The sequence below is a fragment of the Paraburkholderia sp. SIMBA_053 genome, from assembly GCF_046534895.1.
Taxonomy (GTDB): domain Bacteria; phylum Pseudomonadota; class Gammaproteobacteria; order Burkholderiales; family Burkholderiaceae; genus Paraburkholderia; species Paraburkholderia caledonica.
Genome location: NZ_JAWRXU010000005.1, coordinates 337,464 through 355,216, shown reverse-complemented (window position 1 = coordinate 355,216; position 17,753 = coordinate 337,464). Strand labels below are relative to the sequence as shown.

Sequence of the window (17,753 nt, the reverse complement as noted above, 5' to 3'; positions counted from 1 at the left end):
CATGGGACAGTACGCCGCGCCGCTGCGCGACATGCAATTCGTGTTGCACGAACTGCTCAACGTCGAAGCCGAGATCAAGCAGATGCCGAAGCACGCGGATCTCGACGCGGAGACGATCAACGCCGTGCTCGAAGAGGCCGGCAAGTTCTGCTCCGAAGTGTTGTTCCCGCTCAATCACAGCGGCGACCAGGAAGGCTGCACGTACGTCGGCGACGGCGTCGTCACCACGCCGAAGGGCTTCAAGGAAGCCTATCAGCAGTATGTGGAAGCTGGCTGGCCGGCGCTTGGCTGCGATCCGGAATACGGCGGCCAGGGGCTGCCCGCGTTCGTCAACAACGCGTTGTACGAAATGCTGAACTCGGCGAATCAGGCGTGGACCATGTATCCGGGTCTCTCGCACGGCGCCTACGAATGTCTGCACGCACACGGCACGCCCGAGCTGCAGCAGCGCTATCTGCCGAAGCTCGTTTCCGGCGTATGGACCGGCACGATGTGTCTGACCGAACCGCATTGCGGCACCGATCTCGGCATTCTGCGCACCAAGGCCGAGCCGAACAGCGACGGTTCGTACTCGATCAGCGGTACGAAGATTTTCATCTCCAGCGGTGAGCACGATCTCGCGGAGAACATCGTCCACCTCGTGCTCGCGCGTTTGCCGGATGCACCCAAGGGCACCAAAGGCATTTCGCTTTTCATCGTGCCGAAGTTCGTTCCGAACGAAGCCGGCGAGCCGGGCGAACGCAATGGCGTGAAGTGCGGCTCCATCGAACACAAGATGGGCATTCACGGCAACGCGACCTGCGTGATCAATCTCGACAACGCGAAGGGCTGGCTCGTCGGTGAGCCGAACAAAGGCCTGAACGCGATGTTCGTGATGATGAACGCGGCTCGCCTTGGCGTCGGCATGCAGAGTCTCGGCCTCACCGAAGTTGCGTATCAGAACTCGCTCACGTACGCGAAAGAGCGTCTGCAGATGCGTTCGCTGACCGGCCCGAAGGCGCCCGAGAAGGCCGCCGATCCGATCATCGTGCATCCCGACGTGCGTCGCATGCTGCTCACGCAGAAGGCCTATGCGGAAGGCGCGCGCGCGTTTTCATACTGGTCCGCGCTGCACATCGACAAGGAACTGTCGCACGCCGACGAAGCGGTGCGTAAGGAAGCCGCCGATCTCGTCGCGCTGCTCACGCCGATCCTGAAAGCGTTCCTGTCGGACAACGCGTTCGAAGGCACCAATCACGCGATGCAGATTTACGGCGGCCACGGCTTCATCGCCGAGTGGGGCATGGAGCAGTACGTGCGCGACGCGCGTATCAACATGATCTACGAAGGCACTAACGCGATTCAGGCGCTCGACCTGCTCGGCCGCAAGATTCTCGGCGACATGGGCGCGAAGATGAAGAAGTTCGGCAAGCTCGTCACGGAGTTCGTCGAAGCGGAAGGCGTGAAGCCGGAAATGCAGGAATTCATCAACCCGCTCGCCGACATCGGCGAAAAGGTGCAGAAGCTGACAATGGAAATCGGCATGAAGGCCATGCAGAACCCGGACGAAGTCGGCGCCGCTGCCGTGCCGTACTTGCGCACTGTCGGCCATCTCGTGTTCTCGTACTTCTGGGCGCGCATGGCGCGCATCGCGCTGGACAAGGAAGCGTCGGGCGATCCGTTCTACAAGGCGAAGCTCGCCACCGCGCGCTTCTATTTCGCGAAGCTGCTGCCTGAAACCGCCATGACGATCCGTCAGGCGCGCGCCGGTTCGAAGCCGCTCATGGAAGTGGAAGAAGCGCTGTTCTAAGCCATCTCACGGAACGCGTCGCGCTCATTCGAACAGCGCGGCGCGTTCGCCAGCCACACATGTCGCGAACCAGCCGACACATTCGCGACACCGCATAACTCCCCGGAGGAACGACGTGAGCAATCTGATCATTCGCAAGGTAGCCGTGCTCGGCGCCGGCGTGATGGGCGCGCAGATCGCCGCGCACCTGATCAACGCCAAGGTGCCCGTGCTGCTGTTCGACCTGCCCGCCAAAGAAGGCCCGAAGAACGCAATCGCGCTGAAGGCGATCGAGAATCTGAAGAAGCTGTCGCCGGCGCCGTTCGGCGTGAAAGACGACGCGCAATACATTCAGCCGGCGAATTACGACGACGACATCGAGAAGCTCGCCGAATGCGACCTCGTGATCGAAGCGATCGCCGAGCGCATGGACTGGAAGCACGACCTGTACAAGAAGGTGTCGCCGCATATCGCGCCGAACGCGATTTTCGCGACCAACACGTCGGGCCTGTCGATCACCGAACTCTCGCAAGGTTTCGCGGACGAGCTGAAGGCGCGCTTTTGCGGCGTGCACTTTTTCAATCCGCCGCGCTACATGCATCTCGTTGAACTGATTCCAACCGCGACGACGCGCCCCGAAATTCTCGATCAACTGGAAACGTTCCTGACGAGCGTGGTCGGCAAGGGCGTTGTGCGCGCGAAGGACACGCCGAACTTCATCGCGAATCGCGTCGGCATTTTCTCGATTCTCGCCGTCATTACCGAAGCCGCGAAATTCGGCCTGCGTTTCGACGAAGTGGACGACCTGACCGGATCGCGTCTCGGCCGTGCGAAGTCGGCCACGTTCCGGACCGCCGACGTGGTCGGTCTGGACACAATGGCGCACGTCATCAAGACGATGCAGGACAACCTGAAGGACGATCCGTTCTTCCCCGTCTACGAAACGCCGGCCGTGCTCGCCGAACTCGTGAAGAAGGGCGCACTCGGTCAGAAGACCGGCGGCGGCTTCTATCGGAAAGAAGGCAAGGCGATCAAGGTGCTCGACCCGAAAACGGGCGACTACGTGGATGGCGGTGCGAAGGCGGACGAACTGGTCGGCCGCATCCTGAAGCGCCCGCCGGCCGAGCGCCTCAAACTGCTGCGCGAATCGCAGCATCCGCAGGCTCAGTTCCTGTGGTCGATTTTCCGCGACGTGTTCCACTACATCGGCGTGCATCTGGAATCGATCGCCGATAACGCGCGCGACGTCGACCTGGCAATCCGCTGGGGCTTTGGCTGGAACGAAGGCCCGTTCGAAGGCTGGCAGACCGCGGGCTGGAAGCAGGTCGCCGAATGGGTGCAGGAAGATATCGCAGCGGGCAAGGCGCTTTCGAACGTGCCGCTGCCGTCGTGGGTGCTCGACGGCCCGGTCGCCGAGAAGGGCGGCGTGCATACGAACGAAGGTTCATGGTCGCCCGCTTCGAAGACTTTCGTGCCGCGTTCGTCGCTCGGTGTGTACGACCGGCAGGTGTTTCGCGCACCGCTCGTCGGCGAAACGGTTGCTGACCCGAAGACCTACGGCAAGACGCTGTTCGAAACCGACGCCGTGCGCGCCTGGGTGGACGACCGCGCCGGCGAAAACGACGTGCTGATCGTGTCGTTCAAGAGCAAGATGAACACGATCGGACCGTCGGTGATAGACGGTCTCACGCAGGCAATCGAACTCGCTGAGAAAGAGTACAAAGGTCTCGTCGTATGGCAGCCGACATCGCTGAAGCTCGGCACGCCGGGCGGCCCGTTCTCCGCGGGCGCCAACCTGGAAGAAGCGATGCCCGCGTTCATGATGGGCGGCGCGAAGGGCATCGAGCCGTTCGTAAAGAAATTCCAGCAAGGCATGCTGCGCGTGAAGTACGCGAGCGTGCCGGTCGTTTCCGCGGTATCGGGTATCGCGCTTGGCGGCGGCTGCGAGCTGCTGCTGCATAGCGCGAAGCGGGTCGCGCACATCGAAAGCTATATCGGTCTGGTGGAAGTCGGCGTGGGTCTGGTGCCCGCGGGCGGCGGCCTGAAGGAAGCGGCGCTGCGCGCAGCGGAAGCCGCGACGCAAGTCGGCGCGACCAACGACCTGTTGAAGTTCGTGCAGAAGTCGTTCGAAAACGCGGCGATGGCGAAGGTCTCCGCCTCCGCGCTCGATGCTCGCGCAATGGGTTATCTGAAGCCGTCCGACACGATCGTCTTCAACGTGTTCGAGCTGCTCGACGTCGCGAAGAAAGAAGCGCGCGCGCTGGCCGGCGCGGGTTATCGTCCGCCGCTGCGCGTCACGCAAGTGCCGGTCGCCGGACGTTCGGCGATCTCGACGATCAAGGCTTCGCTCGTGAACATGCGCGACGGGCGCTTCATCAGCGAGCACGACTTCCTGATCGCAAGCCGTATCGCGGAAGCCGTGTGCGGCGGCGACGTGGAAGCAGGCAGTCTCGTCGACGAAGAATGGCTGCTGCAACTGGAGCGTCGCGCGTTCGTGGATCTGCTGGGCACGCAAAAGACCCAGGAACGGATCATGGGCATGCTGCAGACCGGCAAGCCGGTGCGGAATTGAGCGACTAGCGCAAATACATTTGCATGGGGCGGGAGTAAGCGCGAAAGCGTCACCGCCGCCTACATCGGAGCTTCAAATGACAAAGCAATTGCAAGACGCATACATCGTCGCCGCGAGCCGTACGCCGATCGGCAAGGCGCCGCGCGGCATGTTCAGGAATACGCGCCCCGACGAACTGCTGGTTCACGCTATCAGATCGGCCGTTGCGCAGGTGCCCGGGCTCGACACCAAGGTGATCGAAGACGCCATCGTCGGCTGCGCGATTCCCGAAGCGGAACAGGGCTTGAACGTCGCGCGGATGGGCGCATTGCTGGCCGGTTTGCCCAGTTCGGTCGGCGGCGTCACGGTGAACCGCTTCTGCGCGTCGGGCTTGACCGCGCTGGCTATGGCTGCGGATCGCATCCGCGTGGGTGAATCGGACGCGATGATCGCAGGCGGCTGCGAATCCATGAGCATGGTGCCGATGATGGGCAACAAGCCGTCGCTGTCGCCGCATATCTTCGATCGCAACGAAGACGTCGGCATTGCGTACGGCATGGGCCTGACCGCGGAAAAAGTCGCCGAGCGCTGGAAGATCAGCCGCGAAGCGCAAGATGCGTTCTCGGTCGAATCGCATCGCCGTGCAATCGCCGCGCAGCAAGCCGGCGAGTTCAACGACGAAATCGCCGCTTACACGATCACCGAACGCTTCCCCGATCTGGCCACCGGCGAAGTGCGCGTCAAAACGCGTGAAGTCGCGCTCGACGAGGGCCCGCGCGCGGATACCTCGCTCGAAGGTCTCGCGAAGCTGCGCACGGTGTTCGCGAACAAGGGCTCAGTGACGGCGGGCAACAGCTCGCAGACGTCGGACGGCGCGGGTGCGCTGATTGTCGTGTCGGAAAAGATCCTGAAGCAATTCAATCTGACGCCGCTCGCACGCTTTGTGAGCTTTGCGGTGCGAGGCGTGCCGCCGGAAATCATGGGCATTGGGCCGAAGGAAGCGATTCCCGCCGCGTTGAAGGCTGCGGGGCTCAAGCAGGACGACATCGACTGGATCGAGCTGAATGAAGCGTTCGCCGCGCAGTCGCTCGCGGTGATTCAGGACCTCGGTCTCGATCCGTCGAAGATCAACCCGCTCGGCGGCGCGATCGCGCTGGGTCATCCGCTTGGCGCGACGGGCGCGATTCGTGCGTCCACGGTCGTGCACGGCCTGCGCCGTCGCAACTACAAGTACGGCATGGTGACGATGTGCGTGGGCACGGGCATGGGAGCAGCCGGCATTATCGAGCGGCTGTGACACAGTTCCCGCCGGTGTTAGCGGCAAGCCGTTGAGGCGCGCAGAACGGTTCGCAGGCTTGCCGCTTGCGAACCGTTTTCGCATTCGCAGCAGCAGTTTTCCAGCAGTTTCCGCAGCAGTCGAGGAGACAAAATGACGACGGATATTCTGGTCGAGCGCGCAAATGGCGTGCTGACAATTGCCTTCAACCGGCCGGACAAGAAGAACGCAATCACGGCCGCGATGTACCAAACGATGGCCGACACGCTGGTGCAGGCGCAAGGCGACGCGTCGGTGCGCGCGATCCTGATTCGCGGCAGCGCAAACATCTTCAGCGCCGGCAACGACCTCGAAGACTTCATGAAGTCGCCGCCAATGGGCGAAAACGCGCCGGTGTTCCAGTTCCTGCGTGCAATCAGTTCGGCCGAGAAGCCGGTGGTCGCGTCAGTGGCGGGGCCGGCGGTGGGCATCGGCACGACGCTGCTGCTGCATTGCGATCTTGTCTATGCCGCCGACTCCGCGAGCTTCTCGCTGCCGTTCGCGCAACTCGGATTGTGTCCGGAAGCGGCGTCGAGCCTGCTGCTGCCGCGCGTCGCCGGCTATCAGGCGGCAGCCGAGAAACTGCTTCTTGGCGAGGCGTTCGACGTCGCCGAGGCACAGCGCATGGGCTTCGTGAACCGCGTACTCCCGGCTGCGGAAGTCGATGCGTTCGCGGCATCGCAAGCAGCGAAGCTGGCCGCGCTGCCGGCGTCGTCATTGCGGGTGACGAAGAGCCTGATGAAGCGCGCGAGCCACCAGGAACTGCAAACGCAGATGTCGGAAGAAGCCGTGCATTTCGGCAAGATGCTGATCGCGCCCGAAGCGCGCGAGGCGTTCAAGGCGTTCTTCGAAAAGCGCAAGCCCGACTTCCGGCAATTCGACTGAGCGGCTGCTCAGCTTTGTGACGGCTGCGCTGTGTCGTAATCGACGTAGCTGGTTTCACGGCAGAAGCTGACGAGCCGCACGCCCGCCTTGCGGGCAATCGCAATTGCGAGCGACGAGGGCGCCGAGATCGTCGCGACCATCGGCACGTCGACGCGAGCAGCTTTGCGCACGAGCTCGTAACTCGCGCGGCTCGACAGGAACACGAAGCCCTCTTTCGTATCCACGCGATCGAGCACGAGTTGGCCGATCAGTTTGTCGAGCGCATTGTGGCGGCCCACGTCTTCGAACGCGTAGCGTATTGCGCCCGCCGCGTCGCACCATGCGGCGGCGTGCAAGCCGCCCGTGAGGCGCGTGAGCGCCTGATGCTGCGGCAGTTCGCGGGCGGCGCGCGCAATCGCGTCCGGTGCGAGCCGCTGCAGAAACCCAGTGTCGGGCACGCGTTCGGGTTTCAGATCGAGCAGGTCGATGCTTTCGATGCCGCACACGCCGCAGCCGGTGCGGCCGGCGAGCGCACGGCGCTTTTCCTTCAGCGCGACGAACGCCTGCTGCACGACCTGCAACTGCACTTCGGCGTGCGGCAATTCGCCGTCGTCATGCAATTCGACCTCGATGTCCTGAATGTCGCTGCCGCGCGCGACGATTCCTTCCGAGATCGCGAAGCCCACCGCGAACGCTTCGAGGTCGCGCGGGGTGCACATCATCACCGCATGCGAAATGCCGTTGAAGACGAGCGCGACCGGCCACTCCTGACCGACGTGGTCGGTGACCGTTTCGACCGCCGCACCGCGATGGCGGTGCACCTGACGCTCCACCGCGCCTGGCTGGCCGGCTGTTTCCAGTTCGTTCAAGCTGATTCACTCCATTTATGCTGCGTGCGCACCGTACCGGACTGCGCCGCCGGTGTGCGAATAAGGTTCTAAAATACCTCAAGCCGGGCTTGTGCGTTGCCCGTCAACAATGAGGAACACTGTCATGGGACTCAACGAGGCACCGCTGCTGTTCAACTTCGAGGTGAAGTCGTCGGAGAATTTCACTTACATCCCGATGTCGGTTCGCTTCAATCTCGATCGTTTCGGCCTGCGCATTTCGCTCGCGCAGTGGCAAATGCTGCCGCTCGAAGACCGCAAGCTGCTCGCACGTTTTCCCGTCGAGGAGGACGCGGAGATCGAGCCGAACTTCGATCACGCGCTGTTCGAAATGCTGCGCACTCACGCGAACGTCGAACCGGAGTGGTTCACGCCTGACGAGGCGCCAGCCTGGCGCAACACGGACGGCGTGCCCGAGAGCGTACTGCGTCAGGCGAAACAGGCCGGCCTGGCGGCGCCGAGCGCCGCGCTGTGGGCGCAGCTCGATCCGTTCAAGCGCTACGTGCTGGCCAAGCTTTCGCGCAAGCAGGAGATCAACCACGACTTCATCCCGGCGATGAAGGAATTTGGAGCGGCCGGCTAGGTGCGGCCGGCTAGGCGCCACCGAAATTTTTTTCACTCCAACCCTCAACCTGTTCCGAACGCTGCCGTTATCCATGGGTTGGCGCGTAAAAGACTCGCATCGATGCGGCCGGACGCATCGGAAGCGGCCTCGCGCTCCCGCCTGAAGAACGATCGACGTTCGGAACCCATGACCCATTTCATCTCGAAGCGGCTGCTGATCAATATCGCGGTCGTAGCCGCCGCGCTCGGCGCAAACGTGTTCGTCGCGTATTTGCAGATCGGCGGGCAGCGCGATGCCGACGCCCGCATGCTGCATTCGACGCATGTTCGCCAGAGTCTCGACGCCTACCAGACGGCGCTCGACGCCGGTCTCGCCGCGCTCGCCCGATTCGAAGCGTCCGCTGAACCGTCGCCGGGAAACGCCGCCGCGACGATGAGCGCTACGCTCGCCAGTCTCCAGCGCGAGTTGCGCGACGAGCTCGCCGATGAGCCGGCCATGCTCGCCACGCTGGCGCAGGTCGACGCCGACAGCCGCGCGCTGCAACGCGACATCGACGATGCGCTGCTGGGCCGCGATGCCGCCGAGCCGGCAGCGTCACGCGCATGGGCGGCGGCGTCGTATATGCATGTCGGGCTCGGGCTGCAACGTGTCGAAGCGGGCCTCGCCGCGCTGCGTGACGCCGAAAACCGCGCGTTCAAAGAGTCGCTCGCGGCTTCGGCGAAGCGGGCGAAGCACGCCATGTTCATGTTGGTCGTGACCATGATCGCGGGCAGTGCGCTCCTCATTTTTACTTTCGGTATGCGCGAAAGCAGTGCGCGCAAGAAACTGCACAGCGCGCGGGCGCTTGGCCGCAACGACGAGCGTTTTCGCAGTCTGTTCGACGATCATCCGGTGCCCATGTATATCTTCGACCGCGAGACGCTGCGCTTTCTCGCTGTCAATTCTGCGGCGATTCAGCAGTACGGCTATTCGGAGGCCGAGTTTCTCGACATGACGATTCGCGCGATCCGGCCGAATGTGGAGATCGCGCGCCTCGAGTCGCATCTGCAGCGCGCCGACAGCGTGCAGCACGGCCGCACGATGGCGGGCATCTGGCATCACCGGCGCAAGGACGGCTCGACTATCAGCGCGGACATCTCGTATCACGCGCTGAATTTCATGGGACGCGCCGCGTTTTTCGTTCTCGCCGACGACGTCACCGAACAGATCAACGCCGAAGCCGAGGCGCAGCGTTCCAATCAGATGCTCGAAGCGGTGATCGACAACATTCCGCAGCGCATTTTCTGGAAAGATCTGGAGTCACGCTATCTGGGCTGCAACATGGCGTTCGCGCGCGACGGCGGGCTCTCGTATCCAGAGCAGGTGGTAGGCAAGAGCGACGCCGACATGCCGTGGCGCGCCTTCGCCGAACTGCTGAGCGCGCACGACAAGGAAGTGATCGACACCGGCGTGCCGAAGATGAACTTCGAGGTCGACATGGTGATCGACGGCGTGCATCGTACGACGGTGACGAGCAAGCTGCCGTTCACCGACGGCGAAGGCCGCGTGATCGGCGTGCTCGGCTCATACACCGACATCACGGAGCGCAAGCGCGCCGATCTCGCGCTGCGTCTGCAAAGCCGCGCGCTCGACGCGAGCGTCAACGCAATTCTGATTACGGCGCCCTCGCCGTCGGGCAATCTGATCGAATACGTGAATCCTGCGTTCATGCGGATCACAGGCTACGATCCCGCCGAGGTGATCGGCCACGATTGCCGGGTCTTGCAACGCGACGATCGCGAGCAGGAGGGCGTTGCGTCGATCCGCAAGGCGCTCGCCGCGAATCGCGAAGTGAGCGCGGTGGTGCGCAACTATCGCAAGGACGGCGCGCTGTTCTGGAATCAGTTGTTCATTGCGCCCGTGCCGAACGCGGAAGGCGTGATTACGCATCACATCGGCGTGATCAACGACGTCACCGACCTGATGCGCTATCAGGAACAGCTCGAATATCAGGCCAACTACGACAGCCTCACGCGCCTGCCCAACCGCAATCTGCTGCGCGACCGTCTGCAGCATGCGCTGATCGTCGCGCAGCGTCAGCACAAGGGCGTGGCCGTGGTGTTCATGGACCTCGACGGTTTCAAGAACGTCAACGACAGCCTGGGCCACAGCGTCGGCGATCGGCTGCTCGGCGTCGTGGCGGAGCGGCTCGCGCGCTGCACTCGCACGAGCGATACCGTCGCGCGTCACGGCGGCGACGAGTTCGTGATCGTGATGACGGACACTGTGGACGAACAATCGCTGATTGCGTGGATGGAGCGCGTGCGTGCTTCGATTTCGGAACCGGTCTGGCTCGACGGCACGGAACTGTACGTCGGGTGCAGCATGGGCGCGAGTCTTTTCCCGCAAGACGGCGACGACGCCGAAACGCTGATGAAAAAGGCGGACCTCGCGATGTATCGCGCGAAGGACATGGGCCGCAACACGTTCCAGTTCTATCAGCCGGAGATGAACGCGAGCGCGGGCGCGCGTCTGAATCTCGAAAGGCGCTTGCGCCGCGCGCTGCGCGACAACGAATTCCTGCTGCACTATCAGCCGCAGGTCGATATCGACAGCGGACAGATCGTCGGTACCGAGGCGCTGGTGCGTTGGAGCGATCCTGAAGTGGGGCTCGTGCCGCCGTCGTCGTTCATTCCGGTTGCCGAGGAAAGCGGTCTCATCGGCCCGCTGTCCGAGTGGGTGCTGCGCGAGGCGTGCCGTCAAAACAAGGCCTGGCAAGACCTCGGCTTGCCGCCGGCGCGTGTGTCGGTCAACCTGTCGGCGCGTGTGTTCCAGCAGCGCGATATTGCAAAACTCGTCATGCAGGTGCTCGACGAGACCGGCCTCGAGCCGCAATACCTCGAACTGGAACTGACCGAGAGCGCGATCATGCGCAACGCCGAAGAAGCGGTGTCCATGCTCAACGAGCTGCACGCGCTCGGCATTGGCCTTGCCATCGACGACTTCGGCACGGGTTATTCGAGCCTCAGCTACCTGAAGCGTTTCCCAGTGGACCGGCTGAAGATCGACCGCTCGTTCGTATCCGACATCGGCATATCCGGCGACGACGAGACGATTACCTCGGCCATCATCGCGCTCGCTCATTCGCTGAAGCTGCAGGTGATAGCCGAAGGCGTCGAAACGTCGGCACAACTCGACTTCCTGAAGGAGCGTGCTTGCGACGAGATGCAAGGCTTCTACTTCGCGAAGCCTTTGTCCACCGAGGCAATTTACGACTTGATGCAAGGCGGCGCGGCGCGCGAACTCGCGCTGGTTTGAATGCGGCGGCGGCGCGGGCGGTCGCTGCTGCTGGATCGGTCGCGATACACCTACGCCCGCGTTAACGCCGCCGACCTCACACTGCCGGCGTGCTCGCGAAAACCGGCAACTGCTCCGCCGCAGCCGAAAATGCCTGCAAATGCGGATGCGCACTGGCGCGCACGATCTGCGGCAGCATTGCCTGAGTGAAGTTCCACGCGACCGCGAGCGTCACTTCCGCCGCGCCGAGGCGCTCCGCCTCGGTTGGCAACGGCGCGGCCGCGGCTTCCTGTTCGAGTTCGGCATACGCGGCGAGCATCTGCCCGCGCACCCGCTCCATCCACGGCTCGTGCTGCTTGTCCACCGGCCGCAGATTGCGTTCGTAGACGATCTGCACCGTCTTGTCGCACGCGGCGAGCGAGAGGCCCGTCAGGCGCGCGGCGCGCAGGCAGTCGTCGGGACTGGACGGAAATAGCCGCTGCCCGGAACCGGCGAGCGACGCGAGATATTGAAGGATGACCGTCGAATCCATCACCGTCTTGCCGTTGTCGGCGACGAGCGTCGGCGCCTTGACCACCGGGTTGATGGCCGCGAACTGGTCGTAGGTACTGAACACGGAAATGGGCGCGTGTTCGAAATCCAGCTTCAGCATCTTCATGCAGATAGCCACCCGGCGCACGTAAGGCGAGTCCAGCATTCCGATCAGTTTCATATTGCTCCCGTTAGAAGTTCTATCGCGATGCGCGGGCGCTCGCGGTGGCGTGCATGTGGCCGCCGGTGCAGTATGGCGCGCGTCAGGGCAATAGATTAAGCATCTCCGAGCGGCAGAAAAAGCGAAATTAATCGACGGTTTACGTCAGAATCTCTTACATGAAACCGATCCCGCCTTTGACCGCTCTGCGCTGCTTTGAGGCCGTCGCCCGGCTGGGCGGCGTCACCCAGGCCGCGCGCGAATTGCATGTCACGCATTCGGCGGTGAGCCAGCAGATCAAGGTGCTCGAAGATGTAATGGGCGTCGCGCTTTTCGTACGCGAGGCGCGCGGGTTGCGCCCAACCGAAGAAGGCCGCCTCTACGCACTCGATATACGCGCGGCGCTCCGCGACATTACACAGGCCACGCGACGCGCGCAGGCTCGTCCGCATGACAGCGAACTGGTGATCGCGACGTTGCCGTCGTTCGCGCAGCATTGGCTCGTGCCGCGTCTGCAGAACTTTCGTGAAGCGCATCCGTACTATCGCGTGCGTCTTGCCACCGGCTTGCAACTCGAAGACTTGCGCCACGGCGTGAGCGATATCGCCATTCGTATGGGGCAGGGCCATTGGCCCGACGTCGCGCAGCAAAAGCTATTCGACGATGAAATGGTCGTGGTCGCGGCACCGCATTTCGGGCTCGGGCCGGACGGGCGCTTTCCCGTCACCGCCGAAGACGTGGTCGCGTGTCCGCTGATTTCGAGCCCCGACGCGCCGTGGGGCGACTGGTGCGAAGCGGCGAAGGTCGCGCAGCCGGTTGCCGCGCGCATGGTGTTGTCCGCGAACGACTCGAACGTGGTGATCAGCGCGGTGTTGCTGGGCCAAGGTGTCGCCCTGGAGCGGCGCAGTCTCGTCTCGCATGCGCTGAGCCGGGGCGAACTGGTGCAGATCACGTCGATTCGCGTGCCTTATCGCTACCCGTACTGGCTCGTGTGGCAGCAACGCGAAACGCTCACTGCCCAGCAGGCGCATTTTGCGCAGTGGATAGAAGGACAAGTCGACGCATATCTGCGCGCCGATGGTGCGCTGGCGTCTCAATAGCGGCGGGTGCCGGTTCGTGATTGCGCAATACGTGCGCCATACGTGCGCGATACATGCGCTATTGAGCGCCGGCATGCAGTGTCTCAATGAACCCGGTCGAGTTCAATCGAGTGCGGGCAGCGCGCGCGGACGGCGGTCGCTGTCGGTAGCGACGTAGGTAAGGATCGCCTCGGTTACCTTCACGAGATCTTCTGTGAGGCTCATACGTTGCGCGTAGACCTCGACGGAAACGGTGACCGACGTATTGCCCGTCTTGACGATGTCCGCGTAAAAGCTCAGCAGATCGCCGACGAACACTGGTTGCTTGAACACGAACGAGTTGACCGCGATGGTCGCGACACGTCCATTCGCGCGGCGGCTCGCCGGAATCGAACCGGCAATGTCCACTTGCGCCATGATCCAGCCGCCGAACACGTCGCCGTGAACGTTCGCGTCCGACGGTTGCGGCATGACGCGCAGTGCGCATGGCTTTTGCGGGAGTTGGAGAATATCGGTCATTGGTACCCTGGAAACGCGTGTTGATCTGTTTGGCTCTGTCAGCCGGCCCAGCAGGTGGACTACGCGGCAACCGCTCCACGCAAGCTGCGGACATCGCCAGACGGCACGCCCGCTCGGTCAACCTTCGACCGAATGCCCGGATAGCCCACGAAAAGCGGCGCCGGCCGGCTTCTGCGACAATAGGAAGATCAGGAATTGTACGGGAAAGCGCCCAGCGAGGTTGCGCCGCCAGGCGAGGTGCCACGTGCACACAATGGCCGGCGTACCGCTGTGAACTCCGGCATTTCCACCTCCTCCCCAGCCAAATCCATGCGCCGCTCGCTTCCGTCAGAACCCTCGCCCATTTCCACCCAACCGCGCAACGACTGGCAGACCATCCTGTCGCTGCTGCCTTACCTTGCGACCTACAAGTGGCGCGTGATCTTCGCGCTCAGTTGCCTGATCGGCGCGAAGATTGCCAATCTTGGTGTGCCGATCGTGATGAAGCGTATCGTCGACAGCCTCGCGTCGGTGCAGCATCTGACCGCACTCGGCCGCGCGCACGATTCGCCGGGCATCGTGCTGCTCGGCGGCGTCGGCCTGCTGGTGGTCGCGTATGCGGTGGTCCGGCTTTCTACTTCGCTCTTCACCGAATTGCGGGAAATCCTGTTTTCGAAAGTGACAGAAAGCGCGGTGCGGCAGCTTGCGCTCAAGGTGTTCCGGCATCTGCATGGCTTGTCGTTGCGCTTTCATCTGGACCGGCAGACGGGCGGCATGTCGCGCGACATCGAACGCGGCACGCGCGGCATCACGCAGCTCATCTCTTATTCGCTGTACAGCATTCTGCCGACGCTGGTCGAAGTCGGGCTCGTGCTCGGGTTTTTCGTCGTCAAATACGAGGCGTATTACGCGGTGGTCACGTTCGTGGCTCTTGCGGTGTACATCGTGTTCACGGTGAAGGTGACCGAGTGGCGCACGCATTTTCGCCGCACGATGAACGAACTCGATTCGAAAGCGAACTCGCGCGCAATCGACTCGCTGCTGAACTATGAGACCGTCAAATATTTCGGCAATGAAGAGTGGGAAGCGAGCCGCTACGACGAAAATCTGAAGCGCTATCGCACGGCTGCGATCAAGTCGCAGCGTTCGCTGTCGGCGCTGAATTTTGGACAGCAGGCGATTATCGGCACGGGGCTCGTGTTCATTCTGTGGCGCGCGACCGAAGGCGTGATGGCCGGACGCCTCACGCTCGGCGATCTCGTGCTGATCAACACGTTCATGCTGCAGCTTTATATTCCGTTGAATTTTCTTGGCGTGGTCTATCGGGAACTGAAGCAAAGCCTCACCGACATGGACCGCATGTTCACGCTCCTCGGGGCCGCGCAGGAAGTGCCGGACCTTCCCGACGCGCCCGCGTTGCAAGTGAGCGGCGCGCAAGTCCGCTTTGACCGGGTGAACTTCTCATACGAGCCGGCGCGACAGATTCTGCACGACGTGAGCTTTACGATTCCAGCTGGCACCACCACGGCGGTGGTCGGCCATAGCGGCTCGGGCAAGTCGACGCTCGCGCGGCTCATGTTCCGCTTCTACGACCTGGACCGCGCGACGGGCGGCGCAATTACCATCGACGGTCAGGACATTCGTGACGTGGCGCAGGCTTCGCTGCGTGCTTCGATCGGCATCGTGCCGCAGGACACGGTGCTGTTCAACGATTCGATCTACTACAACATCGCCTATGGACGGCCGTCCGCGACGCGCGACGAAGTGATCGCGGCGGCGCGCGCCGCGCACATTCATGAGTTCATCGAAGGACTGCCGAAAGGATATGACACGCCCGTCGGCGAACGTGGGCTGAAGCTCTCGGGCGGCGAGAAGCAGCGTGTCGCGATCGCGCGGACCATCCTGAAGAACCCGCCGATCCTGTTGTTCGACGAAGCCACGTCGGCGCTCGACTCGCGTTCAGAGCGCGCCATCCAGCACGAGCTCGATCAGATCGCACGCGAACGTACGACGCTCATCATCGCGCACCGGCTTTCGACGGTGGTACACGCACAGCAGATCATCGTGATGGACAAGGGGCGCATTGTCGAGCGCGGCACGCACGCCGAACTGTTGCGCGCGAATGGCCTGTTCGCTCAGATGTGGGCGTTGCAGCAGCAACGCGCGGCCGAAGCCCCGGAGTCGGCGGAGATTGTGGGGGCGGGCAATGGCGAGGCGTGAAGCGGCTGGCGGCGCGCGTAGGGCGCCGCGCGGCTGAAGCGCGCTCTCGCTCGGCGTCGCTCAGCGCTCGACCAACCGCTGATTCAGCGCCTGAAGCTGCGCCGGCGTTCCGACGTTTTCCCACAGGCCTTCGTATAGCTCGCCAGTGGCGAGACCGCGCGCGATCGTCTCGCGGTAGTACGGCTTGAGTGCACGCCGCGTACCGCGCGGGAGATCGCGGAACATGCGCGTGTCGTAGAGCCCGATATTGCCGAACGTGAAGCGCGGGTCGGCGTCGAGCGACAACACGCCGTCCGTGAGCGCAAAGTCGCCGTTCGGATGAAACGCCGGATTGGGCACCATCACCAGATGCATGCCCGGCTCCGCCAGCGACTTCATTGCCTGCGCATGCGCATTCAATGCGCGATAGTCGAAATCCGCGTACACGTCGCCGCTTACAGCGAGGAACACCTCGCTCACGCCGTTATCCTCGATAAGCGGCAGCGCGTTGACAATGCCGCCCGCCGTCTCGAGCGCTTCCTGCTCGGGCGAATAACGCAACTGCACGTGCCAGCGCGAACCGTCGCCGAGCGCGGCTTCGATCTGCTCGCCGAGCCAGGCGTGATTGATGACAATCGTCTCGAAGCCCGAGCGGGCGAGCCGCTCGATCTGCCACACGATCAGCGGTTTGCCGCCTACTTCGAGCAAAGGCTTGGGGCACGCGTCGGTCAACGGACGCATGCGCTCGCCGCGGCCCGCGGCGAAAATCATCGCTTTCTTCAGAGACATTGTGTTGGGTCAGAACGTGTAGCCGACTTCGTTCGAGCGGCCTTCGAGATCGTCGAGCAGCTTCGCGAACGGACGCAGCGGCGCATAACGCTCGGCCACCTTGCGCGCATAGCCGATGAAGCGCGGCAGATCTTTCATGTAGTGCGGTTTGCTGTCGCGGTAATTGATGCGGCAGAACAGACCCAGCACCTTGATATGCCGTTGCAGTCCCATCCACTCGATCTGGCGGTAGAACTCTCCAAAATCGGGATCGACGGGCAAGCCGGCTTTCTTTGCGCGCTCCCAGTAATACACGAAGCAATCGAGCTCGAACTCCTCGTCCCAACTGAGGAACGCGTCGCGCAGCAACGACGCGACGTCGTAGGTAATGGGGCCGTACACCGCGTCCTGGAAGTCGAGCACGCCGGGATTGGCCTTGGGACTCGCTTCGCTCGCCGCGTTCGGCGCGGCGCAGACCATCAGATTGCGCGGCATGAAATCGCGCAGCATGAACGCTTGCGGCTGCGCCCGCGCGCTCGCTATCAGCAATGCGAACGTGCGGTCGAGCAGGCCGCGGGTGTTGTCGTCCACCTCGCGGCCAAGGTGCCGGCCGATGAACCACTCGGGCATCAACTCCATCTCGCGGCGCAGGAAGGCTTCGTCGAACGGCGGCAGCGCGTCTTCGCGCGACGTGAGCTGCCAGCGGATCAGCGCGTCGATTGCGTCGCGCATCAATGTGCGGGCGCGGCGCGGGTCGTTGTCGTTTTGCGCGGCGGTGAGTGCGCCGAGGTACGACTCGGTGCCCAGGTCGGTGACGAGCATGAACCCGGCGTCGAAGTCGGCCTCCAGCACGCGCGGCACGTGCACGCCAGCGTCGCCGAGCAGATGCGCGACCTGCACGAATTCCCGGCACTTTTCGGGCGGAGGGGCGTCGACCGCGATCAGCGTGCCGGCGCTTTCTCCTTGCGCCGCCTTACCGGCGAGCCGGAAATAGCGGCGAAAACTGGCGTCGGACGAAGCCGGCGCGAGCGTGCCCAGATCGAGCGAATAGCGCGCCGCGTGGCTTTGCAGCCAGGCCTCGAGCAGTTCGAGGCGGCGGTCGGCGGAGTGGTGTGTGAAGTCTTGGGAAGGGGGCAGCGTCATGAAAACCGGCGGCAAATTCAGGGGGGCAACGTCTTGCCATATAATACCCCACGACTTTTTTGACGCGACTCACGCCAGCTTTCGCGTATTCCGCTTTACCGCCCGCCTCACCGTTCGAAGATTGTAAATATTGATGTGCAGCCGACTGT

Annotated in this window: 13 protein-coding genes; 8 read left to right on the top strand and 5 right to left on the bottom strand. The window is 63.1% G+C overall.

Going from position 1 to position 17,753, the window contains the following annotated elements; translation table 11 throughout:
• Position 1 precedes the first annotated feature (1 nt).
• The 4 genes from SB753_RS19260 to SB753_RS19245 all read left to right on the top strand — a co-directional run bounded on the left by SB753_RS19260 (position 2) and on the right by SB753_RS19245 (position 6,519).
• The gene (locus SB753_RS19260; RefSeq protein WP_087750875.1) at positions 2-1,789 is read left to right on the top strand and encodes an acyl-CoA dehydrogenase C-terminal domain-containing protein; all 1,788 of its coding nucleotides are present in this window, start codon (positions 2-4) and stop codon (positions 1,787-1,789) included.
• A 115-nt stretch (positions 1,790-1,904) separates the two neighbouring features.
• Positions 1,905-4,340, top strand: a complete 2,436-nt coding sequence (locus SB753_RS19255) for a 3-hydroxyacyl-CoA dehydrogenase/enoyl-CoA hydratase family protein (protein WP_410801341.1) — start codon at positions 1,905-1,907, stop codon at positions 4,338-4,340.
• A gap of 76 nt (positions 4,341-4,416) precedes the next feature.
• Positions 4,417-5,616 carry an acetyl-CoA C-acyltransferase gene (locus SB753_RS19250; RefSeq protein WP_087750873.1) on the top strand — a complete coding sequence of 400 codons (1,200 nt, stop codon included), beginning with the start codon at positions 4,417-4,419 and terminating at the stop codon, positions 5,614-5,616.
• A gap of 132 nt (positions 5,617-5,748) precedes the next feature.
• Positions 5,749-6,519, top strand: coding sequence for an enoyl-CoA hydratase (locus SB753_RS19245; protein WP_020069638.1), 771 nt, complete (start codon positions 5,749-5,751; stop codon positions 6,517-6,519).
• Between the two features lie 8 nt (positions 6,520-6,527).
• Here SB753_RS19245 and fdhD read toward each other — a convergent pair whose 3' ends face one another.
• A complete protein-coding gene (gene fdhD, locus SB753_RS19240; protein ID WP_088173141.1) occupies positions 6,528-7,367 on the bottom strand; it encodes a formate dehydrogenase accessory sulfurtransferase FdhD in 840 nt (279 codons plus the stop codon).
• A 124-nt stretch (positions 7,368-7,491) separates the two neighbouring features.
• Between fdhD and SB753_RS19235 the strand changes: the two genes are divergently transcribed.
• Positions 7,492-7,968: a nitrate reductase associated protein gene (locus tag SB753_RS19235; protein ID WP_020069640.1), complete on the top strand. Its 477-nt coding sequence runs from the start codon at positions 7,492-7,494 to the stop codon at positions 7,966-7,968.
• 168 nt (positions 7,969-8,136) lie between these two features.
• Positions 8,137-11,247: an EAL domain-containing protein gene (locus SB753_RS19230; protein ID WP_410801338.1), complete on the top strand. Its 3,111-nt coding sequence runs from the start codon at positions 8,137-8,139 to the stop codon at positions 11,245-11,247.
• 76 nt (positions 11,248-11,323) lie between these two features.
• Here SB753_RS19230 and SB753_RS19225 read toward each other — a convergent pair whose 3' ends face one another.
• Positions 11,324-11,938, bottom strand: coding sequence for a glutathione S-transferase (locus SB753_RS19225; protein ID WP_410801336.1), 615 nt, complete (start codon positions 11,936-11,938; stop codon positions 11,324-11,326).
• Positions 11,939-12,096: 158 nt separating this feature from the next.
• Between SB753_RS19225 and SB753_RS19220 the strand changes: the two genes are divergently transcribed.
• On the top strand, positions 12,097-13,017 hold the full coding sequence (locus tag SB753_RS19220) for a LysR substrate-binding domain-containing protein (RefSeq protein WP_410801334.1): 921 nt from the start codon (positions 12,097-12,099) through the stop codon (positions 13,015-13,017).
• Positions 13,018-13,119: 102 nt separating this feature from the next.
• Here SB753_RS19220 and SB753_RS19215 read toward each other — a convergent pair whose 3' ends face one another.
• Positions 13,120-13,515, bottom strand: coding sequence for an acyl-CoA thioesterase (locus SB753_RS19215; protein ID WP_087750867.1), 396 nt, complete (start codon positions 13,513-13,515; stop codon positions 13,120-13,122).
• Between the two features lie 309 nt (positions 13,516-13,824).
• Here SB753_RS19215 and SB753_RS19210 point away from each other — a divergent pair, with 309 nt between their 5' ends.
• Entirely contained in the window at positions 13,825-15,714 is a 1,890-nt protein-coding gene (locus SB753_RS19210; protein WP_087750866.1) for an ABCB family ABC transporter ATP-binding protein/permease, read from the top strand.
• A 60-nt stretch (positions 15,715-15,774) separates the two neighbouring features.
• On the opposite strand, the gene murU is transcribed toward SB753_RS19210, so the two are convergent.
• Both murU and SB753_RS19200 read right to left on the bottom strand, forming a co-directional pair.
• Positions 15,775-16,482 carry an N-acetylmuramate alpha-1-phosphate uridylyltransferase MurU gene (gene murU / locus SB753_RS19205; RefSeq protein ID WP_392392636.1) on the bottom strand — a complete coding sequence of 236 codons (708 nt, stop codon included), beginning with the start codon at positions 16,480-16,482 and terminating at the stop codon, positions 15,775-15,777.
• Between the two features lie 9 nt (positions 16,483-16,491).
• Positions 16,492-17,604, bottom strand: coding sequence for an aminoglycoside phosphotransferase family protein (locus tag SB753_RS19200; protein WP_410801331.1), 1,113 nt, complete (start codon positions 17,602-17,604; stop codon positions 16,492-16,494).
• Positions 17,605-17,753 lie beyond the last annotated feature (149 nt).